Source organism: Acinetobacter sp. AYS6 (assembly GCF_025630795.1).
GTDB lineage: Bacteria > Pseudomonadota > Gammaproteobacteria > Pseudomonadales > Moraxellaceae > Acinetobacter.
Window position 1 is genome coordinate 290,353 of the sequence record NZ_JAOTNV010000004.1, and the last position, 25,801, is coordinate 316,153.

24 protein-coding genes are annotated in these 25,801 nt (G+C 38.9%); 18 read left to right on the forward strand and 6 right to left on the reverse strand.

The annotated features are described in order from the left end of the window. Positions 1-373 precede the first annotated feature (373 nt). Positions 374-1,210 (reverse strand): pyruvate, water dikinase regulatory protein, encoded by an 837-nt coding sequence (locus OD757_RS02220; protein ID WP_004791471.1) that lies wholly within the window; start codon positions 1,208-1,210, stop codon positions 374-376. A 147-nt stretch (positions 1,211-1,357) separates the two neighbouring features. Here OD757_RS02220 and ppsA point away from each other — a divergent pair, with 147 nt between their 5' ends. The 12 genes from ppsA (at position 1,358) to alr (ending at position 13,781) form a co-directional block, all read left to right on the forward strand. Then, positions 1,358-3,745, forward strand: coding sequence for a phosphoenolpyruvate synthase (ppsA, locus tag OD757_RS02225; RefSeq protein ID WP_171061973.1), 2,388 nt, complete (start codon positions 1,358-1,360; stop codon positions 3,743-3,745). A 64-nt stretch (positions 3,746-3,809) separates the two neighbouring features. Then, positions 3,810-4,565, forward strand: coding sequence for an RDD family protein (locus OD757_RS02230; RefSeq protein WP_263030725.1), 756 nt, complete (start codon positions 3,810-3,812; stop codon positions 4,563-4,565). A 316-nt stretch (positions 4,566-4,881) separates the two neighbouring features. Then, a complete protein-coding gene (gene cyoA / locus OD757_RS02235; protein WP_009391784.1) occupies positions 4,882-5,934 on the forward strand; it encodes a ubiquinol oxidase subunit II in 1,053 nt (350 codons plus the stop codon). 3 nt (positions 5,935-5,937) lie between these two features. Then, on the forward strand, positions 5,938-7,929 hold the full coding sequence (gene cyoB, locus OD757_RS02240; RefSeq protein ID WP_009391804.1) for a cytochrome o ubiquinol oxidase subunit I: 1,992 nt from the start codon (positions 5,938-5,940) through the stop codon (positions 7,927-7,929). Between the two features lie 4 nt (positions 7,930-7,933). Then, the gene (gene cyoC / locus OD757_RS02245) at positions 7,934-8,554 is read left to right on the forward strand and encodes a cytochrome o ubiquinol oxidase subunit III (protein WP_005306751.1); all 621 of its coding nucleotides are present in this window, start codon (positions 7,934-7,936) and stop codon (positions 8,552-8,554) included. Then, a complete protein-coding gene (locus tag OD757_RS02250) occupies positions 8,554-8,883 on the forward strand; it encodes a cytochrome o ubiquinol oxidase subunit IV (RefSeq protein WP_004643325.1) in 330 nt (109 codons plus the stop codon). The genes cyoC and OD757_RS02250 overlap by 1 nt, the downstream gene beginning before the upstream one ends. 10 nt (positions 8,884-8,893) lie before the next feature. Beyond that, positions 8,894-9,772, forward strand: coding sequence for a heme o synthase (cyoE, locus tag OD757_RS02255; RefSeq protein ID WP_009391812.1), 879 nt, complete (start codon positions 8,894-8,896; stop codon positions 9,770-9,772). Positions 9,773-9,956: 184 nt separating this feature from the next. Further along, positions 9,957-10,340 (forward strand): 30S ribosomal protein S6, encoded by a 384-nt coding sequence (gene rpsF, locus OD757_RS02260; protein WP_004791455.1) that lies wholly within the window; start codon positions 9,957-9,959, stop codon positions 10,338-10,340. 11 nt (positions 10,341-10,351) lie between these two features. Beyond that, positions 10,352-10,579, forward strand: coding sequence for a 30S ribosomal protein S18 (rpsR, locus tag OD757_RS02265; protein ID WP_004791454.1), 228 nt, complete (start codon positions 10,352-10,354; stop codon positions 10,577-10,579). An 8-nt stretch (positions 10,580-10,587) separates the two neighbouring features. Beyond that, positions 10,588-11,034 (forward strand): 50S ribosomal protein L9, encoded by a 447-nt coding sequence (gene rplI / locus OD757_RS02270; protein WP_004700828.1) that lies wholly within the window; start codon positions 10,588-10,590, stop codon positions 11,032-11,034. Positions 11,035-11,232: 198 nt separating this feature from the next. Then, positions 11,233-12,678, forward strand: coding sequence for a replicative DNA helicase (gene dnaB / locus OD757_RS02275; RefSeq protein ID WP_004791451.1), 1,446 nt, complete (start codon positions 11,233-11,235; stop codon positions 12,676-12,678). A gap of 32 nt (positions 12,679-12,710) precedes the next feature. After that, the gene (alr, locus tag OD757_RS02280) at positions 12,711-13,781 is read left to right on the forward strand and encodes an alanine racemase (protein ID WP_263030726.1); all 1,071 of its coding nucleotides are present in this window, start codon (positions 12,711-12,713) and stop codon (positions 13,779-13,781) included. A 60-nt stretch (positions 13,782-13,841) separates the two neighbouring features. Here the strand turns inward: alr and OD757_RS02285 are convergent, their stop codons facing one another. Genes OD757_RS02285 through OD757_RS02300 form a run of 4 tightly spaced genes read right to left on the reverse strand, consistent with a single transcriptional unit; the run spans position 13,842 to position 17,544 of the window. Then, positions 13,842-14,576, reverse strand: a complete 735-nt coding sequence (locus OD757_RS02285) for a proteasome-type protease (protein ID WP_009391741.1) — start codon at positions 14,574-14,576, stop codon at positions 13,842-13,844. A gap of 16 nt (positions 14,577-14,592) precedes the next feature. Then, on the reverse strand, positions 14,593-15,372 hold the full coding sequence (locus OD757_RS02290) for a transglutaminase family protein (RefSeq protein WP_263030727.1): 780 nt from the start codon (positions 15,370-15,372) through the stop codon (positions 14,593-14,595). Positions 15,373-15,374: 2 nt separating this feature from the next. Next, a complete protein-coding gene (locus tag OD757_RS02295; protein WP_263030728.1) occupies positions 15,375-15,971 on the reverse strand; it encodes an alpha-E domain-containing protein in 597 nt (198 codons plus the stop codon). Positions 15,972-15,993: 22 nt separating this feature from the next. Then, on the reverse strand, positions 15,994-17,544 hold the full coding sequence (locus OD757_RS02300) for a circularly permuted type 2 ATP-grasp protein (protein ID WP_263030729.1): 1,551 nt from the start codon (positions 17,542-17,544) through the stop codon (positions 15,994-15,996). A 227-nt stretch (positions 17,545-17,771) separates the two neighbouring features. Here OD757_RS02300 and OD757_RS02305 point away from each other — a divergent pair, with 227 nt between their 5' ends. After that, the gene (locus OD757_RS02305; protein WP_204389075.1) at positions 17,772-18,779 is read left to right on the forward strand and encodes a helix-turn-helix transcriptional regulator; all 1,008 of its coding nucleotides are present in this window, start codon (positions 17,772-17,774) and stop codon (positions 18,777-18,779) included. A gap of 381 nt (positions 18,780-19,160) precedes the next feature. Here OD757_RS02305 and mnmG read toward each other — a convergent pair whose 3' ends face one another. Next, positions 19,161-21,041: a tRNA uridine-5-carboxymethylaminomethyl(34) synthesis enzyme MnmG gene (mnmG, locus tag OD757_RS02310; RefSeq protein ID WP_263030730.1), complete on the reverse strand. Its 1,881-nt coding sequence runs from the start codon at positions 21,039-21,041 to the stop codon at positions 19,161-19,163. 232 nt (positions 21,042-21,273) lie between these two features. Between mnmG and OD757_RS02315 the strand changes: the two genes are divergently transcribed. The 5 genes from OD757_RS02315 to purH all read left to right on the forward strand — a co-directional run bounded on the left by OD757_RS02315 (position 21,274) and on the right by purH (position 25,791). Next, positions 21,274-21,567: a hypothetical protein gene (locus tag OD757_RS02315; protein ID WP_009391745.1), complete on the forward strand. Its 294-nt coding sequence runs from the start codon at positions 21,274-21,276 to the stop codon at positions 21,565-21,567. 154 nt (positions 21,568-21,721) lie between these two features. Further along, complete coding sequence (gene prmA, locus OD757_RS02320) at positions 21,722-22,627, forward strand: 50S ribosomal protein L11 methyltransferase (RefSeq protein ID WP_263030731.1); 906 nt, start codon at positions 21,722-21,724, stop codon at positions 22,625-22,627. A gap of 12 nt (positions 22,628-22,639) precedes the next feature. Next, entirely contained in the window at positions 22,640-23,485 is an 846-nt protein-coding gene (locus OD757_RS02325) for a DUF3426 domain-containing protein (protein WP_009391765.1), read from the forward strand. A gap of 376 nt (positions 23,486-23,861) precedes the next feature. Next, a complete protein-coding gene (fis, locus tag OD757_RS02330) occupies positions 23,862-24,131 on the forward strand; it encodes a DNA-binding transcriptional regulator Fis (RefSeq protein ID WP_001086304.1) in 270 nt (89 codons plus the stop codon). A gap of 85 nt (positions 24,132-24,216) precedes the next feature. Further along, positions 24,217-25,791, forward strand: coding sequence for a bifunctional phosphoribosylaminoimidazolecarboxamide formyltransferase/IMP cyclohydrolase (gene purH, locus OD757_RS02335; RefSeq protein WP_034678556.1), 1,575 nt, complete (start codon positions 24,217-24,219; stop codon positions 25,789-25,791). Positions 25,792-25,801: the final 10 nt, after the last annotated feature.

Genomic DNA, 25,801 nt, shown 5'->3' on the forward strand with positions numbered 1-25,801 from the left:
GATAGTCCCATATCGAGGTGGGAAAGTATAATTAAAATCCAAAATTAATCACATAACACCAAAATAATGTGAACCATTTATCATTTTTAAATATTTAATGTATTTTTACATAACTTTTGAAAATATTTAGCAAAATTAAATAATTAGAATTTTTAAACATACTCAAATATATACATTTCTTTTCAATACTCTTATTTTATTTCACAATTGGATTATAAAAACCTTACAGGGCGATAACCAATAAAAACGCTTTAATAACTTTTTGTTTTATATTTAAAACTTTTATTTCTCTCACTTTTTATATTAAAAAACCATTCAATTTAATCAAAAATAAATATATAAATTGAATGGTTAAAATAAGCAGTTGATTAAATTAACCAATACGACGTTTTAATCCTGTCATTTGTAAAACACGCGTTGAAATTTCTTCAATCGACATTTCAGTTACGTTTAAATATTTGATGCCTTCGGAAATATAGATTCCTTCGATTGCTCTTAGTTCCATTTGGCATTGACTAAAACTTGCATAACGACTATTCGCTTTACGCTCACTACGAATCGCAACTAATCGCTCAGCATCAATCATTAAACCAAATAATTTACTACGATGAGGTCTTAGTACAGCAGGCAAACGGTTATCATCCAAATCTTCTTCAGTTAATGGATAGTTTGCAACACGGATACCGAATTGAAGAGATAAGTAAATAGAAGTCGGCGTTTTACCGGAACGGGAAACTCCAATTAAGATTAAATCCGCTTTATCATAATGACGAGTACGCGCTCCATCATCATTATCAAGCGCAAAATGAACAGCATCGATACGTGCTTTATAAGATTCAGAATCGGTTACAGCATGGGTCTGTCCAACCAATGTGGTAGGCGGTGTACCTAGTTCTTGTTCCAATTTACTGATTAACCCTTCGAACACATCAAGATTAACTGCTTTAGCAGTATTAATGATTTCTCGTACGTGTGGATCAACTAAAGTATCAAAGACTAAAGGTAGACAACCATCTTTGGTTTGACATCTATTAATTTCAATCACGACATCCATTGCCGCCTCTTCGGTTGTAATATACGGCATGATATGAATGTCAAAATCTACATTGGGAAATTGTGCTAATAACGAATGTCCAAGAGTCTCGGCAGTAATTGCAGTTCCATCAGAAATAAAAAAAACGCTCCGTCTAAACTGTTTACTTTCTGACATTAAAATTCTCCTTAAACATTTGTCTTAGTGCTATATAATCTTTATAGTAAACTGATCTTACATGACTGTCGCTTAGTATAATTCTCAACTAAGCACTTTATTTTTATAATTTCATGCCAAGATAGACATTAATACTGCAAAAGTGGAGTGAAAACTTTGGAAGCGCGCGTAATCGGTCTAGAAAAATTAGGGAAACACGATGTCGAACTCGTAGGTGGGAAAAACTCATCTTTGGGTGAAATGATCAGCCATTTATCAAATGCTGGTGTATCGGTACCAGGCGGTTTTGCAACTACTGCTGATGCCTATCGTGAGTTCCTAGATCAAAGCGGTCTTAACGCTCGAATTCAAGCAGAACTTGCCCAACTCAATGTTGATGATGTAAATGCTCTTGCAGAAACAGGTGCCAAAATTCGTCAATGGATTGTAGAGACTCCACTCACTGCAGCCCTAGAACAAGAAATTCGCGCCGCTTTTACAACACTTTCTAACGGCAACCCAGAAATCGCGGTTGCCGTTCGTTCATCTGCAACTGCTGAAGATTTACCGGATGCTTCATTCGCAGGTCAGCAAGAAACTTTCTTAAATATTCGCGGTATTGATAACGTTCTTATTGCGATCAAAGAAGTATTTGCTTCTTTATATAATGACCGTGCGATTTCTTACCGTGTACATCAAGGTTTTGACCATGACGTCGTTGCACTTTCTGCAGGCGTTCAGCGTATGGTTCGTTCTGAAACTGGCGCTGCGGGTGTAATGTTTACACTTGATACTGAGTCTGGTTTCCGTGAAGTTGTATTTATCACAGCATCTTATGGTTTAGGTGAGATGGTTGTGCAGGGTGCGGTTAACCCAGATGAGTTTTACTTATCTAAACCATTATTAAATGCTGGTAGACATTCAGTTTTACGCCGTAACCTTGGCTCAAAACACCAAAAAATGATTTATGGTGAAGAAGGTTCTGCGGGTAAATCGGTTGTCGTTGTTGATGTTGAGAAACAAGAGCGCCAACAATTCGCTTTAAATGACCATGAGTTACAAGAGTTAGCTAAACAGGCGCTTATCATTGAGCAACACTACGGTGCGCCGATGGATATCGAATGGGCAAAAGATGGCGATGATGGTCAAATTTATATTGTTCAAGCTCGTCCTGAAACCGTAAAAAGCCGTCAAAATGTAGGCACTATGGAACGCTACCTTCTAAAACAAAGAGGTACTGTTCTTTGTGAAGGTCGTTCAATTGGTCAACGTATTGGTTCTGGTAAAGTTCGTATTGTTAACTCAATTAAAGAAATGGACAAAGTTCAAGAAGGCGACGTTCTTGTATCAGATATGACCGATCCTGACTGGGAACCGGTAATGAAACGTGCCGCAGCAATTATCACTAACCGTGGTGGTCGTACTTGTCACGCGGCAATTATTGCACGTGAACTTGGTGTACCCGCTATTGTAGGCTGTGGTAACGCAACAGAAGTATTGACTGATGGTCAAGAAGTAACTGTTTCTTGTGCTGAAGGTGACACTGGCTTCATTTACGAAGGCGCTTTGGATTTCGAAGTTCAACGTAACTCAATTGAATCTATGCCTAAGCTTTCGTTCAAAATTATGATGAACGTAGGTAACCCTGACCGCGCATTTGACTTTGCTCAAATTCCAAATGAAGGTATTGGTCTTGCTCGTCTTGAGTTCATTATTAACCGTATGATCGGCGTGCACCCTAAAGCCCTGCTCAACATTGATAGCTTACCTCGTGAAACTCGTGCTGCGGTTCTGACTCGTACCGCGGGTTATGCTTCACCTGTAGATTTCTATGTTGAAAAATTGGTTGAAGGTATTGCAACTCTTGCTGCTGCATTCGGTGACAAGCCAGTTATTGTTCGTATGTCTGACTTCAAATCAAATGAATATGCAAACTTGATTGGCGGTAAGTTATACGAGCCTGAAGAAGAAAACCCAATGCTCGGTTTCCGTGGTGCGAGCCGTTATGTATCTGATAATTTCCGCGACTGTTTCGAATTAGAATGCCGTGCACTTAAGAAAGCTCGTGATGAAATGGGTCTAACCAATATTCAAATCATGATTCCTTTTGTACGTACTGTATCTGAAGCAAAACGTGTTATTGAATTATTAGCACAAAATGGTTTGAGACGTGGTGAGAACGGCTTAAAAGTAATCATGATGTGTGAATTACCAACTAATGCCTTATTAGCTGAACAATTCCTAGAGCATTTCGATGGTTTCTCTATTGGTTCAAATGACTTAACTCAATTAACACTAGGTCTTGACCGTGACTCAGGCATTGTTTCACACTTATTTGATGAGCGTGATGCAGCAGTTAAAGCACTTCTTTCAATGGCAATCCATGCCTGCCGTAAAGCAGGTAAATATGTAGGTATCTGTGGACAAGGTCCTTCAGACCATCCTGATCTTGCAAAATGGTTAATGGAACAAGGTATTGAGTCTGTTTCTCTTAACCCAGACTCAGTTTTAGATACATGGTTCTTCCTTGCTGAAGAAAAAATCAAGCAAATCTAATATGTTATAAAAAAAGGCCCATCCGTGGGTCTTTTTTCATCTTTAGAACAGAGAATTTTTATTTATGCAAATTTACTTGGCACGTAATAATCAACAAGCTGGGCCTTACACCTTAGAGCAAGTAAATCAAATGTTGGCTAGCCAACAAATTTTGTTAACTGATTTAGCTTGGCATGAAGGCATGACAGAGTGGAAAGCTTTAGGAGAATTAACCCAAGGTAAACTTGTATATCAACCTATCGGTTATTCTGCACCTGTCATAAACACAAACAGCTCAACGAATGAAACTATTCGTCAAATTCGTGTAGAGCCTAAAATTCATGAACTTGCCTCTATTCCATCTCGAGCTTTGGCAAAAATTATTGATTTATTACTTTGGCTACCAATAGCTGCAATTCCGTCTTTTTTCTTTAATGAATCTCAGTATAAGCAATTATTTGAATTGCAAAAACAAATGCAATCAGCTGAAGTTGCCTCAACTAAAGCAGCAGAACTACAACACCAACTTTTCACTTTAATTCCTATAGAAGCTTGGCATTCTATGCTTGTTTACGTCGTAATCATGCTTGCAATTCAAGCTTTTCTTTTAACAAAGTTTGGGCAAAGTATAGGCAAGAAAATTGTTGGAATTAAAATTGTAGATGCCGAGAGCAATGGTAAAGTTAATTTAACTCGTATCTTCTTATTAAGAAGCATTGTTTTCATCATACTCAACTTGCTGTTTATGCCTATTAGCACAATTATTGACTATGCTTTTGCATTAGGGCAAAAGCGACAAGCGCTACATGACAAAATTGCAAGAACAAAAGTGATCAAATGATAGTGAATGAGTCATTCATTTAAGGTCTAAAAAAAGAGGAGGCACCCCGCCTCCTTTTTTCTATAGAGAGTTGATATTTAAATAAAAGCTCCATAAAGATTAGATACCCTACAAAAAAAATCGGGTTTTAAAACAATTATTTCAGACTACTTTATGTATAGCTTAGTTTGTCGATATGAGGCATAATGCCCTACAACGTAGCGGTGTCATATAATTGAGAAGTCTAAATTTAAGGATTAGCGTTCTCAATCATGCGACACTTTAATCGCTATCCCATATTTAATTAGGGAATGGGACTCTTCACCGAGGTTGTAAAATGAGACAAACGATTTTAGCTGTATTGTCTTTATCAACGCTTGCCGCACTTTTGACTGGGTGTGGTGGTGATATGGTACTTCTAAACTCTAAAGGTCCAGTTGGTCAAGGTCAAAGTGACCTTATGATGACTGCGATCTATTTAATGTTACTTGTGGTGATTCCTTCAATCATCATGGCATTATGGTTTGGTTGGAAATATCGCGCGTCAAATAAAGATGCAGACTATAAACCTACATGGGCACACTCAACTACAATTGAAGTTGTAGTATGGGGTATCCCTGTCATTATTATTGGTATTTTAGCTTGGTTAACTTGGTGGGGTTCCCACAAGTATGACCCATACCGTCCTTTAGAATCAGATAAAGCTCCTTTAACTATTCAAGTTGTTGCAGAACAGTTTAAGTGGATCTTCATTTATCCTGAACAAAACATTGCAACTGTTAACGAAGTACGTTTCCCTGAAAAAACTCCGTTAAGCTTTAAAATCACCTCTAACTTTACAATGAACTCATTCTTCATTCCACAGTTAGGCGGCCAGATTTATGCAATGGCAGGTATGCAAACTCACCTTCATTTGTTAGCAAATGAAACTGGCGTATATCGTGGTTTCTCTTCTAACTACTCAGGTTACGGTTTCTCTCAAATGCGTTTCAAGGCGCATAGTGTTACAGAGCAACAGTTCAACGAATGGGTAGCAGCTGTAAAAGCGGGTAATGGTTCTACTATTAATCCAGAAGCAGTTCAAAAAACTACGCTTGACCAAGCTGAATTAGCAACCTTACGTGATGGTGACCGTTCTAAGCACCAGATCGAGCATTTAGTAAATCGTGCTAAAGCTGCTGGTGATCAAGAAGCGCTTGCTAAAGCTGAAGCTATGAAACCGTTCCCGACTAAGCCACACCCTGTGACTTATTACTCTTCAGTTGAACCAAAATTGTTTGAAACAATTATCAACCACTATATGAGTAACTATCATGGTGTTGACCACTCTGCTGCGCATGCAACAGCTGACACTCATGCTGCAGCTGAACACGCTGCTCAAGGGGAATAAGACATGGATATGATTTTTGGTAAACTGGGTTGGGACTCTATCCCGACAGAGCCAATTGTGCTTGTCACCATGGTCCTTATGGCACTTGGTGCAATTGCTGTGCTTGGCGGTATCACCTATTTCAAAAAATGGGGATATTTGTGGAATGAGTGGTTTATTACGGTAGACCATAAAAAGATTGGTATCATGTACATTCTCGTATCTGTAGTCATGCTTTTGCGTGGTTTCGCCGATGCGATCATGATGCGTTTACAACTTTTCCTCGCTAAAGGCGGCGGCGAAGGTTATCTACATCCAGACCATTACGACCAGATCTTCACCGCACACGGTGTAATTATGATCTTCTTCGTAGCAATGGGTCTCGTTGTAGGTATGATGAACATCTCTGTACCTTTACAGATTGGTGCTCGCGACGTTGCTTTCCCATTATTGAACTCTTTAAGCTTCTGGTTATTCGCTGGTGCTGCTGGTTTGATGATGCTTTCACTTGTATTAGGTGAATTTGCTGCGACTGGTTGGATGGCTTACCCTCCTCTATCTGGCATTCAATATTCTCCTGGTGTAGGTGTTGACTACTATATCTGGGCACTTCAGGTTTCTGGTCTAGGTACGCTTTTATCTGGTGTTAACTTCTTCGTTACCATCATCAAAATGCGTGCACCTGGCATGAAATTAATGGATATGCCTATTTTCACGTGGACTTCACTTTGTACAGCTGTATTAATCATTGCATCGTTCCCTGTATTAACAGGTACTCTTGCAATGCTTACTCTTGACCGTTACTTCGGTTTCCATTTCTTCACAAATGAGCTTGGCGGTAGCCCAATGCTTTATGTGAACTTGATCTGGACATGGGGTCACCCTGAAGTATATATCTTGGTATTACCAGCATTTGGTCTATACTCAGAAATCGTTGCAACCTTCTCTCGTAAAGCGTTGTTCGGTTACAAGTCTATGGTGTATGCAACTATCGCGATTACTGTTCTTGCGTTCGTTGTATGGCTTCACCACTTCTTCACCATGGGTGCTGGTGCGAACGTTAACGCGTTCTTCGGTATCATGACCATGGTTATTGCGATTCCTACTGGTGTGAAAATCTTCTCTTGGTTATTCACTATGTATAAAGGTCGCATCACCTTTACTACTCCAATGTTATGGACGCTTGGCTTCCTTGTAACATTCGGTATCGGTGGTTTAACTGGTGTACTTATGGCGGTTCCACCTGCGGACTTCTTGGTACACAACTCATTATTCTTGATCGCTCACTTCCATAACGTAATTATCGGTGGTGTGGTGTTTGGTATGTTTGCCGGCATCATTTACTACTGGCCAAAAATGTTTGGTTGGAAGCTCAATGAAGCATGGGGTAAAGCTGCGTTCTGGTTCTGGTTCTTCGGTTTCTATTTTGCATTCATGCCACTTTATATCCTTGGTTTCATGGGTATGACTCGTCGTTTGAATACATATGACAACCCTGAATGGGATCCGTACCTTGCGATTGCATTATTTGGTGCTGTTCTCGTTGCGATTGGTATTGCATGTTTCTTAATGCAAATCATTGTTGGTTTCTTACAACGCAAAGACAACATGGACCTTACAGGCGATCCATGGGATGCACGTACGCTTGAATGGGCAACCTCTTCCCCTGCTCCATTCTATAACTTTGCGCATGAACCAGATGCAAGCGGTATTGACCGTTTCTGGACTGACAAAGAAAATGGTGTAGCATACGCACGTAATACTAAATATGAAGACATCCACATGCCGACTGATCGTGCAGCTGGTTTTGTCATTGCAATGTTCATTACAATTCTTGGCTTTGCACTCATCTGGCATATTTGGTGGCTCGTTGTTGTTTCATTCGTTTCAGCTGTTGTTAGCTTGATCGTAAGCTCATTCACTAAGAATGTTGATTACTATGTTCCGGCTGCTGAAGTTGAGCGTATTGAAAACGAACGCTATGCTTTACTTGAAAAACACTTGAAGAAGGACTAAGGAAATGGCTGAAGTACTTCATCACGACAACCACGGCCACGATGGTCATCATGAACATGATGATACTGACTTAACGGTCTTTGGTTTCTGGACATACTTGATGAGTGACTTGATTCTTTTCGGATCACTCTTCATTGCGTTCGCTGTATTAAGCAGTCATATTCCACCAGGAACTCCAAGTGCATATGACCTGTTCCATGACTCATTGGGCTACGTGTTAACTGAAACATTTGCCTTATTGATTTCATCGGTAACTTTCGGTTTTGCTGTACTTGCATCTTATAAAAAGAATGTAAATCAAGTTATCACTTGGTTATTTATTACATTCCTTTTCGGTGCAACGTTCATTGGAATGGAACTTTATGAGTTCCATCACCTTGTAGAAGAAGGTCATGGTCCAACTCACAGTGCATTCTTATCATCGTTCTTTACTTTGGTTGGTACACACGGTATCCACGTAACTTCTGGTTTAGTGTGGATGTTAGTATTGATGTATCAAATCAAGACTAAAGGTTTGACATTACCGAATACACGTCGTCTAGCTTGCTTAAGCTTGTTCTGGCACTTCCTTGACATCGTTTGGATCTGTGTATTCAGCGTCGTTTACTTACTGGGAGTTCTCTAATGAGTAGTCATGACCATAATGCTGCAGGCGCGTCACACGGTAACTTTAAGCAATATACTGTTGGGTTTATCCTTTCTGTTATTCTCACCATCATCCCATTTGGGATGGTGATGGCGGGTGGTTTCAGTCGTGGCATCTTAGTTACAGTAATTGCAATCGCTGCTGTTGCTCAGGTTCTTGTACAACTTGTGTACTTCCTACACATGAATACATCATCTGAACAACGCTGGAATATGATTGCTTTTATCTACACAATCTTATGTATCGCGGTACTTTTAATCGGTTCTGTGTGGATTATGAATTACCTTCACTACAATATGATGATCTAAACTGATTGTCATGTTGAAAAAATATCTATTCCTGACTAAACCAGGAATTCTCTTCGGTAATTTCATTACCACCTTGGGCGGCTTCTTCTTAGCCGCCCAAGGCTCTATAGACATCTTATTATTACTACTCACCTTACTTGGAACAACGTTAGTTGTTGCTTCTGGTTGTGTTGTAAATAATGTGATAGACCAAGACATCGATACCAAAATGCAGCGCACGCAAAACCGCGCACTGGTCAAAAAAACCATCTCTCCTACTGTTGCACTTATATATGCATTTGTTCTTGGGCTTATCGGTTTTAGTATTTTGTGGTTCGGTGTAAATGCTTACGCTTTCTTGTTTGCAATGATTGGTTTTATTGTCTACGTCGGTTTTTATAGTTTGTGGACAAAACGCACCTCAATCCATCAAACCGTCATTGGTAGTATTTCCGGAGCGAGCCCTCCTGTTATTGGTTATACAGCAGTAACTCATCATTTTGATGTAGCCGCTTTACTTTTGTTTTTAGCTTACGCGCTATGGCAAATGCCACATTCATGGGCAATTGCTATTTATCGTTTTGACGATTACAAAAATGCGGGAATCCCCATTCTGCCTGTTGCACGTTCTATTTATCGCACGAAAGTAGAGTGTGTCATTTATATTGTGTTGTTTGCAGCCGTATTGAATGGTTTATATTGTTTTGGCTATACCAATATATTTTTTCTAGTCACCTTTAATGCATTAACAGCATATTGGTTCTATTTATCAATTATTGGATTTAAAGCTGACAATGACCAACTTTGGGCTAAACGTTTTTTCCTCTACTCGGTCATATTAATTACCCTGTTAAGTTTGAGCTTTAGCTTTACCTATCAATCCCCTGCTCCAAATCTTCCTCTCTTTTAAATAAGGGAGGATTTCCTCCTTATAGTAAAGAAGTTTTACTTTTCTCATCAAAAGATTTGTTTTTAGTCGAACTTTTACCTATAATTCAGCCTTCGCAATTTTTGCGACATAACTTATTAAGTTATGACTCCTTGCTTCTAATTTTTTATTTATTAGGGGCTGTTTAAACCGTAAGGAGCTGACAATGCGTCATTACGAAATCGTACTTTTAGTACACCCAGATCAAAGCGATCAAGTTGTAGGTATGGTTGAACGCTATATCTCTCAGATCAAAGAAGCTGAAGGTCAAATTCACCGTTTAGAAGATTGGGGCCGTCGCCAGTTGGCTTACCCAATTAACAAAATTCACAAAGCACACTACATTCTTATGAATGTTGAATGTGGTCAAACTACGCTTGATGAGCTAGAAGAATTATTCCGTTATAATGACGCGATCATTCGTAACCTTATCATTCGTCGTGAACACGCAATCACTGAAGAGTCATTGCTTGCTAAAAGTGCTGAAGAAAAGCGTGCGCGTAAAGCTCAACGCGAAGAAGCACAGCAAGTTGCTCAAGACGCTGAATAAGGAGAACATCAATGGCACGTTTTTACCGTCGTCGCAAGTTCTGCCGCTTTACAGCTGAGAATGTTGTGTACATCGACTACAAAGATATCGATACTTTAAAACAGTACATCACTGAAAACGGCAAGATTGTTCCTAGCCGTATCACTGGTACTAAAGCTCGTTATCAACGTCAATTAGCTCTTGCTATCAAGCAAGCTCGCTACTTGTCTTTGATTCCGTACACTGACAACCATAAGTGAGGTGATCTGTGGACGTTATCTTATTACAACGCATTAAGAACCTTGGTAAATTAGGCGATAAAGTATCAGTTAAAGCTGGTTACGGCCGTAACTTCCTTATCCCTCAAGGTAAAGCAGTTGCAGCTACTGAAGCTAACACTGCTGCTTTTGAAGCTCGTCGCGCTGAACTTGAAAAGCAAGAAGCTGAAATTTTAGCTGCTGCTCAAGCACGTGCTGAACAATTGAATGAAGTTAACATCGTTATCACTGCTAAAGCTGGTGACGAAGGTAAACTCTTCGGTTCTATCGGTACTCGTGACATCGCTGACGCTTTAACGAATGCTGGTCTTACAGTTGACCGTGCAGAAGTTCGTTTACCGAATGGCGCGCTTCGTCACACTGGTGAATTCAACATCGCAATCCAATTGCATCATGATGTTGTTGCAGAAGTTCTCGTTACTATCGTATCTGAGTAATTTCTCATCAAAAAAAGAGCATGCTTTTGCATGCTCTTTTTTTATGTGCCCTATTTTTAAAATAAGATATATTAATTCCTGATCAGTTCTTTAGTTTAATTGGTTTTTTAATTAGGTAGTTTATTTAGTTTTGTTTTAAGATAGTTCTCGGCCTTATAGGCTATTTGCGTACACCTTTCTTTATCATCAGGTCTAATTATGTCTCAGGCGAATGCCACTTCTTTAACTCTTTCATCTCCAACAGAAAATAAGACGAGTGAATCAGGCCAACTTAAAGAGTTTCGCACTCCCCCACACAATTTAGCCATTGAACAAGCTGTTCTTGCAGCCTTAATGACAGTTGCCGAATCTTTTGAGCAAGTCAGCGACTTATTAAAAGAAAATGATTTTTATGCAACGCGTCACAAATATATCTATCGTGCCATTGAGAAACTGGCTCAAGAAAACTCTCCTTATGATGCTGTATTAGTAAGTGACTGGCTCTTAAAACAAAATTTACTCGATGCAATTGGTGGCGAAGAATATTTAATGCAGCTTATGGCTGATTCACCCTCAAGTTTCTATAACTTAGAAACGTATGCCAGTAAAATTAAAGAATTCTCTACGCTTCGCAGCATGATTAAAGTCAGTACTGAAATTTTACAAAATGCTTATGACACAAAAGGTCGAGGTGTTAGTGAAATTCTAGACCTAGCAGAAACAAGTATTTTCTCTTTAGCAGAACAGCACAATAACAATAAAAAGGATGCAGGTCCCAAATCTATTAGCTCTGTTACCGCCGATGTAATTAGTAAACTTGATGAACTCTCAAAACTCGATGGCAATATTACAGGTTTAACCACAGGCTTCTTAGAACTTGATAATAAAACATCTGGTATGCAGCCTGGTGACTTAATTATTGTTGCTGCGCGTCCATCGATGGGTAAAACTACTTTTGCTATGAATTTGGTTGAAAGTGTTTTGCAATATAACAAACTACCCGCTCTAGTATTTTCAATGGAGATGCCAGCAGACTCGATTGCAATGCGTCTTATTTCTGCAATGGGTAAAGTCCACCAAGGACATTTACGTTCGGGTAACTTAGATGCAGATGAATGGACCAAAGTGACTGGCACCATTTTGCAGCTTCAACAAATGCATTTGTATATTGATGACTCATCTGCCCTCCCTCCAACCGAACTTCGTGCCCGTGCTCGACGCGTTGCCAAAATGCATGATGGCAAAATTGGTTGTATCATGGTCGATTACTTGCAGCTTATGAAAGTTCCAGGTATGGGTGATAACCGTGTAGGTGAGATTTCTGAAATTTCACGTAGTTTGAAAGCATTAGCAAAAGAAATGCAATGCCCTGTTATCGCACTTTCCCAGCTCAACCGAAGTCTGGAAAACCGACCAAATAAACGCCCAGTAATGTCCGACTTACGTGAATCTGGTGCGATCGAGCAGGATGCCGACTTAATTATGTTTATTTACCGTGATGAGGTTTATAACAAAGAGTCGAAAGAAGCCGGCACTGCAGAAATTATTATTGGTAAGCAGCGTAACGGTCCTATTGGTTCAGTTCGTCTTGCTTTTGAAGGTCAATATACTCGATTTAGTAATCTCTCTCCTGAGTATTACAGCCAATATGATGATGAAGAATAAACTCTATCTCTAGCCCAAAGGAGTAAATGAGGGTGCGCCAAGCAACAGTTTATATTGATCGTAATGCGCTTCAATATAATTTAAACCGTGTCAAACAACTCGCAACAAATTCAAAAATTGTAAGTATGGTGAAAGCCAATGCTTATGGACATGGAATCAAAGACTGTTTAGCAGCCTTAAAAGCATCAGATGCCTTTGGTGTCGCCTGCCTACAAGAAGGTTTAGAAATTCGTGAACTTGGGTTTCAACAACCGGTTACTTTAATTGAAGGGGCATTTTCTGAAGAAGAAATGCCGATTGCAATTGAGCAAAATTTTGAATGTGTGATTCACCATCAACAACAATTTGAATGGTTAATTAAACACAAACAAGCCTACATTTCTCAAGGTTTAAAAGTCTGGGTTAAGCTTAATAGTGGCATGAACCGTTTAGGTTTTAAAGCTCCTGAAATTATTGAAGTCATTAAAACTTTAAAAGCTGAAGGATTTACCTGCGTGCTGGCGATGCATTTCGCAAATGCAGATGTAGACCATCCACTTAACGAACAACAAAAACAACAATTTTTACAGGTTAAACAAGCTTGTGATCCAGTTTTAGCATCTTGCTGTAACTCTGCTGCGATTTATAAATGGCCAGAATTACATTTTGATTATGTTCGTCCGGGTATTATGCTTTACGGCGCCTCTCCTTTTGCCGATAAAACAATTCATGATCTTGACTTAAAACCAGTCATGACGTTTTCAGCAGAAGTGATTGCGCTAAACCATATTCAAACTGATGAACATGTCGGTTATGGCTCTACTTTTTGTGCAAAACAAGCCATGGATATCGCGATTGTTTCTATAGGTTATGGGGATGGTTATCCACGAGCCTATGTTAAACCCAACTATGTCGCTATTGATAAAAAGCTCTGCGCAGTTGTAGGTCGAGTGAGCATGGACATGCTTGCAATCGACGTGACAGGTCTGCAAGTAAAATTAGGCACTCCAGTTGAACTCTGGGGTCCACACCGCCTAGTTGATGATGTTGCAGATGCAAACGGAACCATAGGATATGAATTACTTTGTCGCTTAAGCAATCGCCCTATTCGTAAAAGTAGTTAAATAATAAAGTATAAAAAAATCCAAGCATGCTTGGATTTTTTTATTTAAATATTCAAAATTTTATCGCCAATAATCATCTGTTGGTTTTGGCATTTCTTGTAGGCCACGACGTAGAGTATCTGACCATTGCCGACTAATTTGTGAAAAATAAGGATCATCTTCTGTAATTCGTTTTCCCATCGGAATAACAAAACTATCCTTCGTGTAAATTAATGCATCAAGTGGTAAACCAACAGAAACATTTGAACGCAAAGTCGAATCAAAAGAAATCAAACTACAACGTAATGCATCATCTAATGGCATTGCATAATATAAAGCTCGATCCAGAATCGGTTTGCCATATTTACTTTCACCAATTTGAAAATAAGGCGTATCTGTCGTTGCACAAATAAAATTGCCTTGTGGATAGACATTATAAAGCTGCATATCACCACCTTTAATCTGTCCACCCACTAAAATACTACAGGCATAATTCATTTGCTCTTGAGTGTCTGAACTAATATCCTCTAAAACAGCTTTCAAAGTTTTACCTATCAGTTCAGCTGCCTCAAACATCGTATTAACACTATATAAATTAGGCTCTTGCTGCAAAGTAAGCGCATTTTGCAAATGACCTATAACAGCTTGCGTTGTAGCTAAATTACCTGCTGTTTGCAACGCCATAAAGCGCTCTCCGGTAACGCCGAAAGTATGCAATTTTCGGAACACAGAAATATGGTCAACTCCTGCATTGGTTCTCGTGTCACTAATAAACACTAAACCTTGTTCCAATCTTAGCGCACAACAATAGGTCATTTCATTCTCTTTACATTCAACATGCCAACACTTGAACCACAGACATCATGCTCTCAACTCCACCTTGCTCTCTTACACCACGAATAGGTGCCACATCGAGATAGTCACGTCCCACAGCAAGATAAATATGATGCTTGGGTGTAAACAACTGATTGCTTACATCAAAACAATACCACTGATTTTCTAAAAATACTTCCGCCCAAGCGTGACTGGCAAGGTGCGGATAGTTTTGATCAAATAGATAACCAGAGACATAACGTGCTGGTAATTTTAACGCACGACACATCGCAATTAAAATGTGAGCATGATCTTGGCATACGCCCTGACCAGCATGAAATGCTTCAATCGCAGTTGTCTGAACTGATGTACTTTCAGGCTGATAAAGTATTTTCTGCAAAATATATTCACTTAATAACGCAATATGCTGTCGATCTTTGACTGCTACAATATTTTTGGCAAAGTCTAACATTTCCGTATCACATCGGGTTGCACTGGTCATCTGCAAAAACAAATTTGTAGGTGTAGATAGATTTACACAACCCAGCTCTATATTTTGGAGTTCAACGATTCCTTGAGCCATAAATGTAAGATGTTGGTATTGATAGCGCTGACTAGCCGTCATCCATACATTGTTAAATATGTCTCTTTTAATCGTTTTGTCACCCGGCACGCTAATTGCCCAATTCATAACATGTTGATGCGGCGATGTTTGAGGCATCATTTTAATATACTGAATACTGTTTTGAGCAGTTTCAGTATAACTATAATGCGTTTGATGATTAACCATCAATTTCATAATCAGTCCTCAAACATATTTTCCAACTGCTGCGTAAAAGTATAATAAGCGTCCCACGTGAGCTGATGCTTTAGTACTTGCCAATTTTGATCTATGTTCTCCCAATCTAAGCCAGCAAGCCGTTGCACTAAGACATCTAGCTCCGACACTAAGGCTGATAAATCCTGTCCGAAACGTAGCTCTATATCAAATTGCTCTATTTTTTGGCCTAAATACAGAAACAAACCAACGTCTTCATTCTCCGCTTCTAATATTTGAGTACATTTTTCAACAGCTTTTCTCAAAATTTCGGGCTGGCCTTGAAGTGTGTTAATAACATTATTTAATTCTGCATAAGCACTTGATGACAATATACCTCTTAGTTCCTGAATATTATCTTTAGCAATAACCAACTGGTTCAGTAATGAAAATGTTTGCTTCTTGTCTAACATATAGTGATTTAGTAATTCAGCATTTTCTATTACCAGACCAAATGCTGCTGCAAATTTTGTTGCTTCCACATCTTGCGTAAAGGGTAAATGAGAGGCTGCAAATTGAACTCTCATTAAATATCGACCCAACCAATATATTTGATGCGCACTCGAATTGAGTAAAACCATAAAGTTCCTCTTAAACCCACAATTAGGAATGTAATGTTTCGACAACCCATGTATCTTTTATACCGCCACCTTGAGAAGAATTTACGACTAAAGAGCCAGCCTGCATGGCCACTCGTGTTAAACCACCCGGTACGATCTCTGTACGATAAGGCGAACTCAATACAAATGGACGTAAGTCAATGTGACGTTCAGCCACTCCTGCTGTAGTTAAAGTTGGAGCAACAGATAAGGCCAAAGTAGGTTGTGCAATGTACATATGAGGTGTGGCAATCAATTTTTTTCTAAATTCCTCAATTTCACACGCGCTTGCTTGAGGGCCAATTAGCATGCCATAACCACCCGAACCCTGCGCTTCTTTAATAACTAATTGGTCCAGATTAGAAAGTACATAATCTAGGTGTTCATCTTTACGGCACTGATAAGTCGGTACATTTTTTAGAATTGGTGTTTCACCTAAATAATATTGAATCATTTGATCCACATAAGGATAAATAGATTTATCATCAGCCACCCCTGTGCCTGGCGCATTTGCAATCACAACATTTTTTTGCAAATAAGCAGACATTAGGCCTGCTACGCCTAAAGCACTGTCTGGTCGAAATGCTAAAGGGTCTAGAAAATCATCATCTAAACGGCGGTAAATTACGTCTACTTTTTGACGCCCACGAATAGTTTTGACAAAAACTTGATCATTTTCTACAAATAAGTCCCGATTAGTAACTAGAGGTACATCCATTTCCCGTGCTAGAAAAGCATGCTCATAAAAAGCACTGTTAAAACGTCCCGGTGTTAGCACCACAATAAAAGGAAGGTCGGCAGGTGAATTCTCTTGCAATATTTCTTTTAACAGTTTGGGATAATGCTCAATTCCCTGTAAATTATTGGCTGCACATAACTCAGGCATCAATTGTTGGCTAATCTTTCGGCTTTCAATCATATAAGACACACCAGAAGGTGTTCTTAAATTATCTTCTAATACAAAAAACTCTCCTTCACCATCACGGATAATATCAATTCCGCTAATTTGTGAATAAATTTTACCTTTCAGAGAATGTTTAAGCATATGGGGCTGAAAAGCCTCGTTCCCCATGATTTGCTCTTCAGGAATCAGTTGTTCTTTTAAAATATGTTGTCCATGATAAATATCATCGAGGAAATAATTTAATGCTTTAACGCGTTGAGCACAGCCCGAAGCTATTTTCTCCCACTGTTTTTTTTCAATTACCCGTGGAATTAAATCAAAAGGAATTGTTCGCTCTGTACCTTCTTTATCACCGTATACATTAAAAGTAATTCCATGATAAAGAAAATGCTGCTTCGCTTGAGCATTTAATTCTTTTAGCTCATCTAAAGTACGGATACTCAACCATTGTTCAATTTTTTTAGAAGCCGCACCATTTGATGTTACATCATCAAGCATCTCATTAAAAAACTGTGATTTTAGTTGCTCAAATAGATTAGTTTGTACGGAAATATGTTCTAAAAAAGAGGTTGGGTTAATGAGTGCCTTAGTCGTCTGCTCTTGTATAAAAAAATCATTTTCGGTATGTAATTCATGCTCTTGTTCTGACATAACCACCTCGTTTTATCATTTATCTATATTTCATTTTTAAATAAGCAATTTCAGTGCCATTTATATATCTTTAATATTTTTACGGTGTTTAGTTATAACTTTCTTCTTCTAAATCTTAACATCTATTGTAAAAGGACCCATAAACCGAATCTGACAAACTTGCTAAATGTGTAAAGATTTTTTATTGTGTTGACACCAAAGCAGTTGGATATAGATGTATTACGCTTATGTCTGTAATAGAAAAAGAAACTTCAAATAGTTTATATCGCCAATGGCAGATTTTATCTCGCCTCCCTACCGGTAAATGGATCGGGACTCGAGAATTACAAGAAATGCTTGAACGTGAAGGTATTGATATCAGTTTAAGGACTATTCAGCGTGATTTAAACCAAATTGCTCAGCGCTTTCCAATTGAAAGTAATAAAGCCGTACCTCAAGGCTGGCGGTGGCAATCAGATGCGCCTATTCAAAGCTTACCTCACATGACTAGCTCTCAGGCAGTAACCTTTATGATGGTTGAGGAGCATCTAAAACACTTACTTCCTCCAAGCCTGCTTGATGAGATGGGACCATGGTTTGATTTGGCTAAACGCAGCCTCTCTACACAAAATAATGTGAGACAATGGATTAACCGAGTACGCATCGTACCCGCAAGCCAACCGCTTATCCCGCCTGTAGTTGATCGAAATGCTCAACAAGCAATTTATGAAGGCCTACTTCAAGACAAGCAAATAGAATGTATTTATCAAGCACGAGTCAATCAGGGCGAAGATAAAACGTATATTTTAAATCCCTTGGCTTTGGTACAAAAAGGTGCAGTCATTTATTTGATTTGCACTCGACATGACAAAACTGAAGTTCAAACATTTGCCTTGCACCGTTTTAAAACAGCAAAGGTATTAGATAGTCGAGCCTTACATCCGGTCAATTTTGATATTGATGATTATATTGATTCAGGTGCTTTAGGCTTTAGAGTGGACTACAAACAGCCAACTGAATCAATTCAACTCACATTAACCATGACCGAGCAAACTGCCAGAACATTCTATGAAAGTCAGTTAAGCAAGGACCAAACTATAATTCCACTTGAAGAAAATATCGTAGAAGTTACAGCGACCGTACCCTTTACATCTCAACTGGTATGGTGGCTACGTAGTTTTGGCAAGAAATTACTGCATATTGAACCAGTTCAAGTACACAATGCTGTACGAGAAGTTGAATCTGAGAGTAAGTAAATAGATATAAAAAAGAGAACCATAAGGTTCTCTTGAGATTTTGAATTATAATTTTCTTAATTTTATATTAGCTCTTATATTTATACTTGTTTCAGATCAATGTGTTCTCCCCCTACAAAACTGATCCACTCTTTCTTTTGCGCTATTTTGAACACGAGCATTGGCATGCCATTTCATATCCATTGTAGCGAATTGATTTCATTGTCATGGTTAAAGCCCTCTTTGTTTGAACGTGAATTTAATATAACTGGCTACTCGAAATATGTGAAATAAGAAAAAAAGGAAGTGAAATCTGTTTTCTTCCTTAGGAAGTTTCCATATATTTTTTGAACAGAACATAAAAAAGCCCAGTCTTAACTGGGCTTTTTTACATTTAAAAGACTAAGCTGTTTTCTTAATCATATTATTTTTACGAATTGTGATCATTACAAGCTGAACAGCTGCCGGTGTAACACCCGGAATACGGCTTGCTTGAGCTAATGTTTCCGGAAGAACCGTTTTTAATTTCTGGGTAATCTCACGTGATAAACCAGACACTACATCATAATTAAAATCGGCAGGAATTTTAGTTTCTTCAAGACGCTTTAACTGTGCCACATCTTCATGCTGACGGTTAATATAACCTTCGTATTTCACAGCAATCTCGATTTGCTCACCCACTTGCTCAGAAACTTCAGAGCCAGTAAGTTCTGCAATTTGACCAAAGCTAATATTAGGGCGTTTAAGCAAATCAATTGCGCTACATTCTTTACTTAAGTCAGCACCCGTCATTTCAACGAACTTTTTACCCATAGGGTTATTTGGGGCAGCCCACAAATGTTGTAAACGAGAGGTTTCACGCTCAACCGCTTCCATTTTTTCACAATAAGCAGCCCAACGTACATCATCAACCAAACCAAGTTCACGACCAATAGTCGTTAAACGTTGATCCGCATTGTCTTCACGTAACATCAAACGATATTCAGCACGTGAAGTAAACATACGGTATGGTTCTTTAGTACCCAAAGTAATAAGGTCGTCAACCAACACGCCCATGTATGCTTGGTCACGCTTAGGTGTCCACTCTTCTTGCTCCCACGCACGGCGTGCAGCATTTAAGCCAGCAAGTAAACCTTGAGCGCCTGCTTCTTCGTAACCTGTCGTACCATTAATTTGGCCTGCAAAATACAGCCCATTAATCGCTTTAGTTTCGAGAGTAAATTTCAAAGCTTGTGGATTGAAATAGTCATATTCAATCGCATAGCCTGGACGCAAAATATGAGCATTTTCCATACCACGAATAGAACGCACTAGCTCAAACTGCACATCAAATGGAAGCGAAGTAGAAATACCATTTGGATAAAGCTCGTGCGTATCTAAACCTTCTGGTTCCAAAAATACTTGATGCGAGTCTTTATCAGCGAAACGGTGAATTTTATCTTCAATGGATGGGCAGTAACGTGGTCCTACACCCTCAATAACACCGGTATACATTGGTGAACGGTCTAAACCACCACGAATAATGTCATGGGTTTTTTCATTTGTATGCGTGATATAGCAATTTACTTGTTCAGGGTGCATAGAAGCATCACCCATGAATGACATAACCGGAGATGGAAAATCGCCCGGCTGCGGAATCATGACTGAAAAATCAACTGAACGTGCATCAATACGTGGAGGTGTGCCCGTTTTTAAGCGCCCCACAGGTAGTTTTAATTCACGTAAACGCTGAGCAAGCGCAATAGAAGGCGGATCACCCGCACGACCACCGCTCGATTTTTCTAAACCAACGTGGATTACGCCACCCAAGAATGTACCTGTAGTCAACACGACAGTTTTAGCGTCAAAGCGAATACCCATTTGGGTAACGACACCTTTAACCGTATCACCTTCAACAATCAGGTCATCAGCAGCTTGCTGGAAAATATCAAGATTTGCTTGATTTTCCAAAGTATCGCGGATAGCAGCTTTATAACGAACGCGGTCCGCTTGAGCACGTGTTGCACGCACTGCTGCACCTTTACGCGAATTTAGAATACGGAACTGAATACCACCTTTATCGGCAGCTAAAGCCATTGCACCGCCAAGTGCATCAATTTCACGTACTAAATGTGACTTACCGATACCACCGATTGCAGGGTTACAACTCATTTGGCCCAAAGTCTCAATGTTATGGGTCAAAAGCAAAGTCTGTCGTCCCATACGCGCAGCAGCAAGGGCCGCTTCCGTACCTGCGTGACCGCCACCGATAACGATAACATCATAAACTTTAGGATAGTGCATGAGTACAAAAACACCAGAAAAAAAAGACGGAACATTATAGCAAAATTATCTGCTTATTGATGTACATAATTACAAAATTGTCTTCACATGATTTACGGTAAACCACATGTTTTGACATTTTGTTGCATGAATTCAATACAAAGTGAATGTTTTTAAAAAATTTTCATCTTAGAATAAAAAATGTACAGCACTTCTACGACTTTAAAATTAACGCAACGAGAAGGAACACAAAATGAAAACGACTCTGTTAAAAATCTTAACCGCATCTCTCCTTTGTTTTTCAGGCGTAACGTTGACCCAAGCTGCGACGACCCATACGGCTAAATCGACTCATACGACTAAATCAAGTAAAACAGCTAGTCATGCTGCAGATTCAGGCAAATCAGTGATGCAAAAAGAACTTAGAGCTTGTGTAAAAAAACAGCAAGGTGAATGGGTGTCATATAGCCATAATGGTGTAACCTTTAATGGTACTTGCGAACCAAACGAAAACGGTAAACTACAATTTAAAGCCCCGGCTCCTTAATCTGCTCCAATGTAGGGTATAGAAGAAATCATTATTTTCCGCTATATCTCATCAGTATTTTCAAAGACGGCTCATTAAAGATGGGCCGCTTTCTTTTTTAAAACTGTCCAGTCCGCTACAATACGCCTTTAAATAAAATTTTTAGGTCCTTTTCGTGAAGTGGTTACAAATACACATTACCGTTGATCAAGAACAAGTTGAGTTCACAGAAACACTTTTAATGTCTCTAGGTGCGGTAAGCGTAACTCTGGATGATGCTGAAGATCAGGCTTTACTTGAACCATTACCAGGTGAAACACCTTTATGGAATAAAGTAATTGTGACAGGCATTTATCAACAAGACGAACAAGACCCAATTGATGTCGACACTTTAGAAGCTTTCTTAAAAGCTCAACTTCCAGACGCTCCTATACGTCATGAAGAACTTGAAGATCAAGTATGGGAACGCGCATGGATGGATTATTACGAACCAATTCAAATTGGGGAAAAGTTCTGGATCGTACCTGAATGGTTAGAGCCACCAGAAGCTGATGCAACTAATATTAAGTTAGACCCAGGTCTTGCATTTGGTACAGGTAACCATGCAAGTACATTCTTATGCTTACAATGGCTAGGTAAAACTGACGTTAAAGATAAGATCGTTATTGACTATGGTTGTGGTTCAGGCATTTTAGGTGTAGCAGCATTATTATTAGGCGCTAAAAAAGTATATGCCACTGATATTGACCCTCAGGCTGTTTTAGCAACTAAACAAAATGCTGAACTTAATGGCGTATTAGATCGACTATATGTAGGTCTTCCTGAAGAATTTGATCAAGAATTCAAGCCACAACAGGCAGAAGTTTTAGTTGCAAACATTTTAGCGGGTCCTCTCATGGCTCTTGCGCCAGAGTTTGCAAATTTACTTAAATCTGAGGGTGAATTCGCACTTGCAGGTGTAATTGAAGAGCAAGTTGCTGATGTTTCACGTGTTTATTCTGATTTTTTTGATATATTAGATGTCGAAAAACGCGAAGAAAATTGGTGTCGCATTTCAGGAAAACGTAAAACAATAAATTGAGATTTTTAACTCATGAATGAAAAACAAACCCGCTGCCCTAAGTGTTTAACAGTCTATAAAGTATCTCTTACTCAATTGACTGTTGCTCAGGGTATGGTTTGTTGCCCTAAATGTGATTCGAACTTTAATGCACTCACCCATCTGATTAATATTGAACAGCCTGTTATGGTGAGCTCATCTACATTAGTTAACGGTTCAATGCAAACGAGATATATGACTCATTCTCATGTGTTAGATATCTTTGATCAAAAAGTTGAAAATTCGAATATTGATCTTTTAACCTATCTCAACAACTTAAATTATTTTCACAACGAACCCATTAATGCTCTACCAAATCTTAATTTAGCTGAACAAACATCCTCGCAGGAACAAGACAATAATAAAAAGCATAGTTGGCTGTACTATACGCTTTGGAGCTCCGCTAACCTTATTTTGATTTTAGTTTTTACTTTTCAAATTCTCTGGTTTAATCCTAAACTCATGCATGCAAGCCCAACCGTCAGCCATGCATTTAATTATGTTTGCCAAATACTGCATTGCAATAAATCAGCCGAACAATATCAACTTATTTATATAGAAAAGTTAAAACTCCGCAAAGTGGACACAAGTCATACACAATTTTCAGGCATCTTGCTTAATCAGAATGATAAAAGTATTGAACTTCCCAATCTAAAGTTGAGTTTTGGAACAGAGTCCAACAAAACAGAAGAAATTATATTAACTCCTCAACAATATCTTGTTGAAAACTTAAGAGGTATTCAACGTATTCCGTCTAACACCCCTTTCCGTTTCCAATTTGAGCTAAACAGAAGCAAAAAAAGCCTACTAAATTATCGATTAGAAATTGTCCACCCCTAAAATGTAAAAAAAGTGAAAAAAAAATAAAAAAAAATGCAGTTAATTTGCTCACTTTTTCCTAGACAATGGTATGATACGCGCCACGAAAGCTTTGACTCATATACTCCTCGCTCTCAATCCAAAAAAAATACTGTTAAGCATGTGTGCTTTTCTACTTTAAGCACATAGCCTAACTTTTTTTGTTTTTGAGGGAGCTGTAACAAATATTTAACTATTGTTACGCTTATTTTTTATTCAATACGAAGAAATATGGCAAGCTAATTGTTCTTATGTTTTAGAGTCACTGTTTTAGGATCTAAAACAGGGCTCCGTATTTTTAGACCACATTTATATACTACTTTATCCAAGCTAGTATTTGATTTTCGGATTAACTCGCATGAATAGCAAATCTCCTATTTTTACTGCACAATCTGATGTTGCTCTTCGCATCCACGTGGATCGCGCAGTTCGTCATTATTTTGCACAATTGCAAGGTGAGCAGCCATCTCAGGTATATGACATGGTGCTAGCAGAAATGGAGAAACCTCTTTTATCTGTAGTTCTTGAATATACACGTGGTAATCAAACCCGTGCTGCAGAGATTCTTGGACTCAACCGTGGCACTTTACGTAAAAAGTTAAAAGCTCACGGTTTGATGAGTGAATAAATGATAAAATGCTCACGACGTCGTGGGCATTTTTTTATGCTTATTGGTTTTAATCCGTAGACTTGAAATTGTTGAATTAAACATCATGACTATTAAACGTGCTTTGATTTCTGTATCTGACAAAACAGGAATTGTCGAATTTGCTCAAAACCTTGCAGCTTTAGGGGTAGAATTATTATCTACAGGCGGCACATACAAGTTGCTTAAAGATAATAATATCGCAGTGGTTGAAGTATCTGAACATACTGGCTTCCCAGAAATGATGGATGGTCGTGTTAAGACATTACATCCAAAAATTCATGGCGGTATTCTTGCTCGTCGTGGCTTAGATGAAGCAGTAATGGAAGAACACAACATCGATCCGATTGATCTGGTTGTTGTAAACCTTTATCCATTCGCTGCAACAGTTGCAAAACCTGACTGTACTCTTGCCGATGCAATCGAAAATATCGACATCGGTGGTCCTACAATGGTTCGCGCAGCTGCTAAAAACCATGCTTCTGTAGGTATTGTAGTAAATGCTTCAGATTACGACACCGTAATCAATGAATTAAAAACTGCTGGTTCACTTTCTTATGAAACACGTTTTGATTTAGCTGTTAAAGCATTTGAACATACTGCTCAATATGATGGCATGATCGCTTCTTACTTAGGCGCTCGCGTTGGTAAGACCGAAGGTGAAGCTGATTTATTCCCTCGTACGTTCAATACTCAATTGAACAAAGCACAAGATTTACGTTACGGTGAAAACCCACATCAATCTGCTGCATTCTATGTGGAAGCAAATGCAAAAGAAGCATCAGTTTCTACGGCAAAACAGTTACAAGGCAAAGAATTGTCTTATAACAATATTGCTGACACAGATGCTGCACTTGAATGTGTTAAGTCATTTGCAAAACCTGCTTGTGTGATTGTAAAACATGCTAACCCTTGTGGTGTTGCTGTTTCTTTAGACGGCATTAAAGCTGCTTACGATTTAGCTTATGCGACAGATCCAGAATCTGCTTTCGGTGGCATTATTGCATTTAACCGTGAGTTAGATGTTGCAACTGCTCAAGCAATCGTTGACCGTCAATTCGTTGAAGTGATTATTGCTCCAAGTATTGCTGATGGCGTGCTTGAAGTGACTGGCGCTAAGAAAAACGTACGTGTTTTAGTATGTGGCGAATTACCTGCGATTGATGCACGTGCACCACAACTTGACTACAAACGCGTTAATGGCGGTTTATTAGTTCAAGATCAAGATTTAGGTATGATTACTAAAGATGATCTTAAAGTAGTGACCAAATGCGCGCCAACTGAACAAGAAATTGATGACCTCATTTTTGCTTGGAAAGTTGCGAAATATGTAAAATCAAATGCCATTGTTTATGCGAAAAACCGCCAAACTATTGGTGTAGGTGCAGGTCAAATGAGCCGTGTTAACTCAGCTCGTATTGCTGCCATTAAAGCTGAACATGCTGGTTTGGTTGTTGAAGGCGCCGTAATGGCATCTGATGCATTCTTCCCGTTCCGTGACGGGATTGATAATGCTGCTAAAGCGGGCATTAAATGCATTATTCAACCAGGTGGTTCTATGCGTGATGAAGAAGTAATCGCAGCAGCTGATGAAGCTGGCATTGCAATGGTCTTCACTGGTATGCGCCATTTCCGCCACTAATTTAAATTTA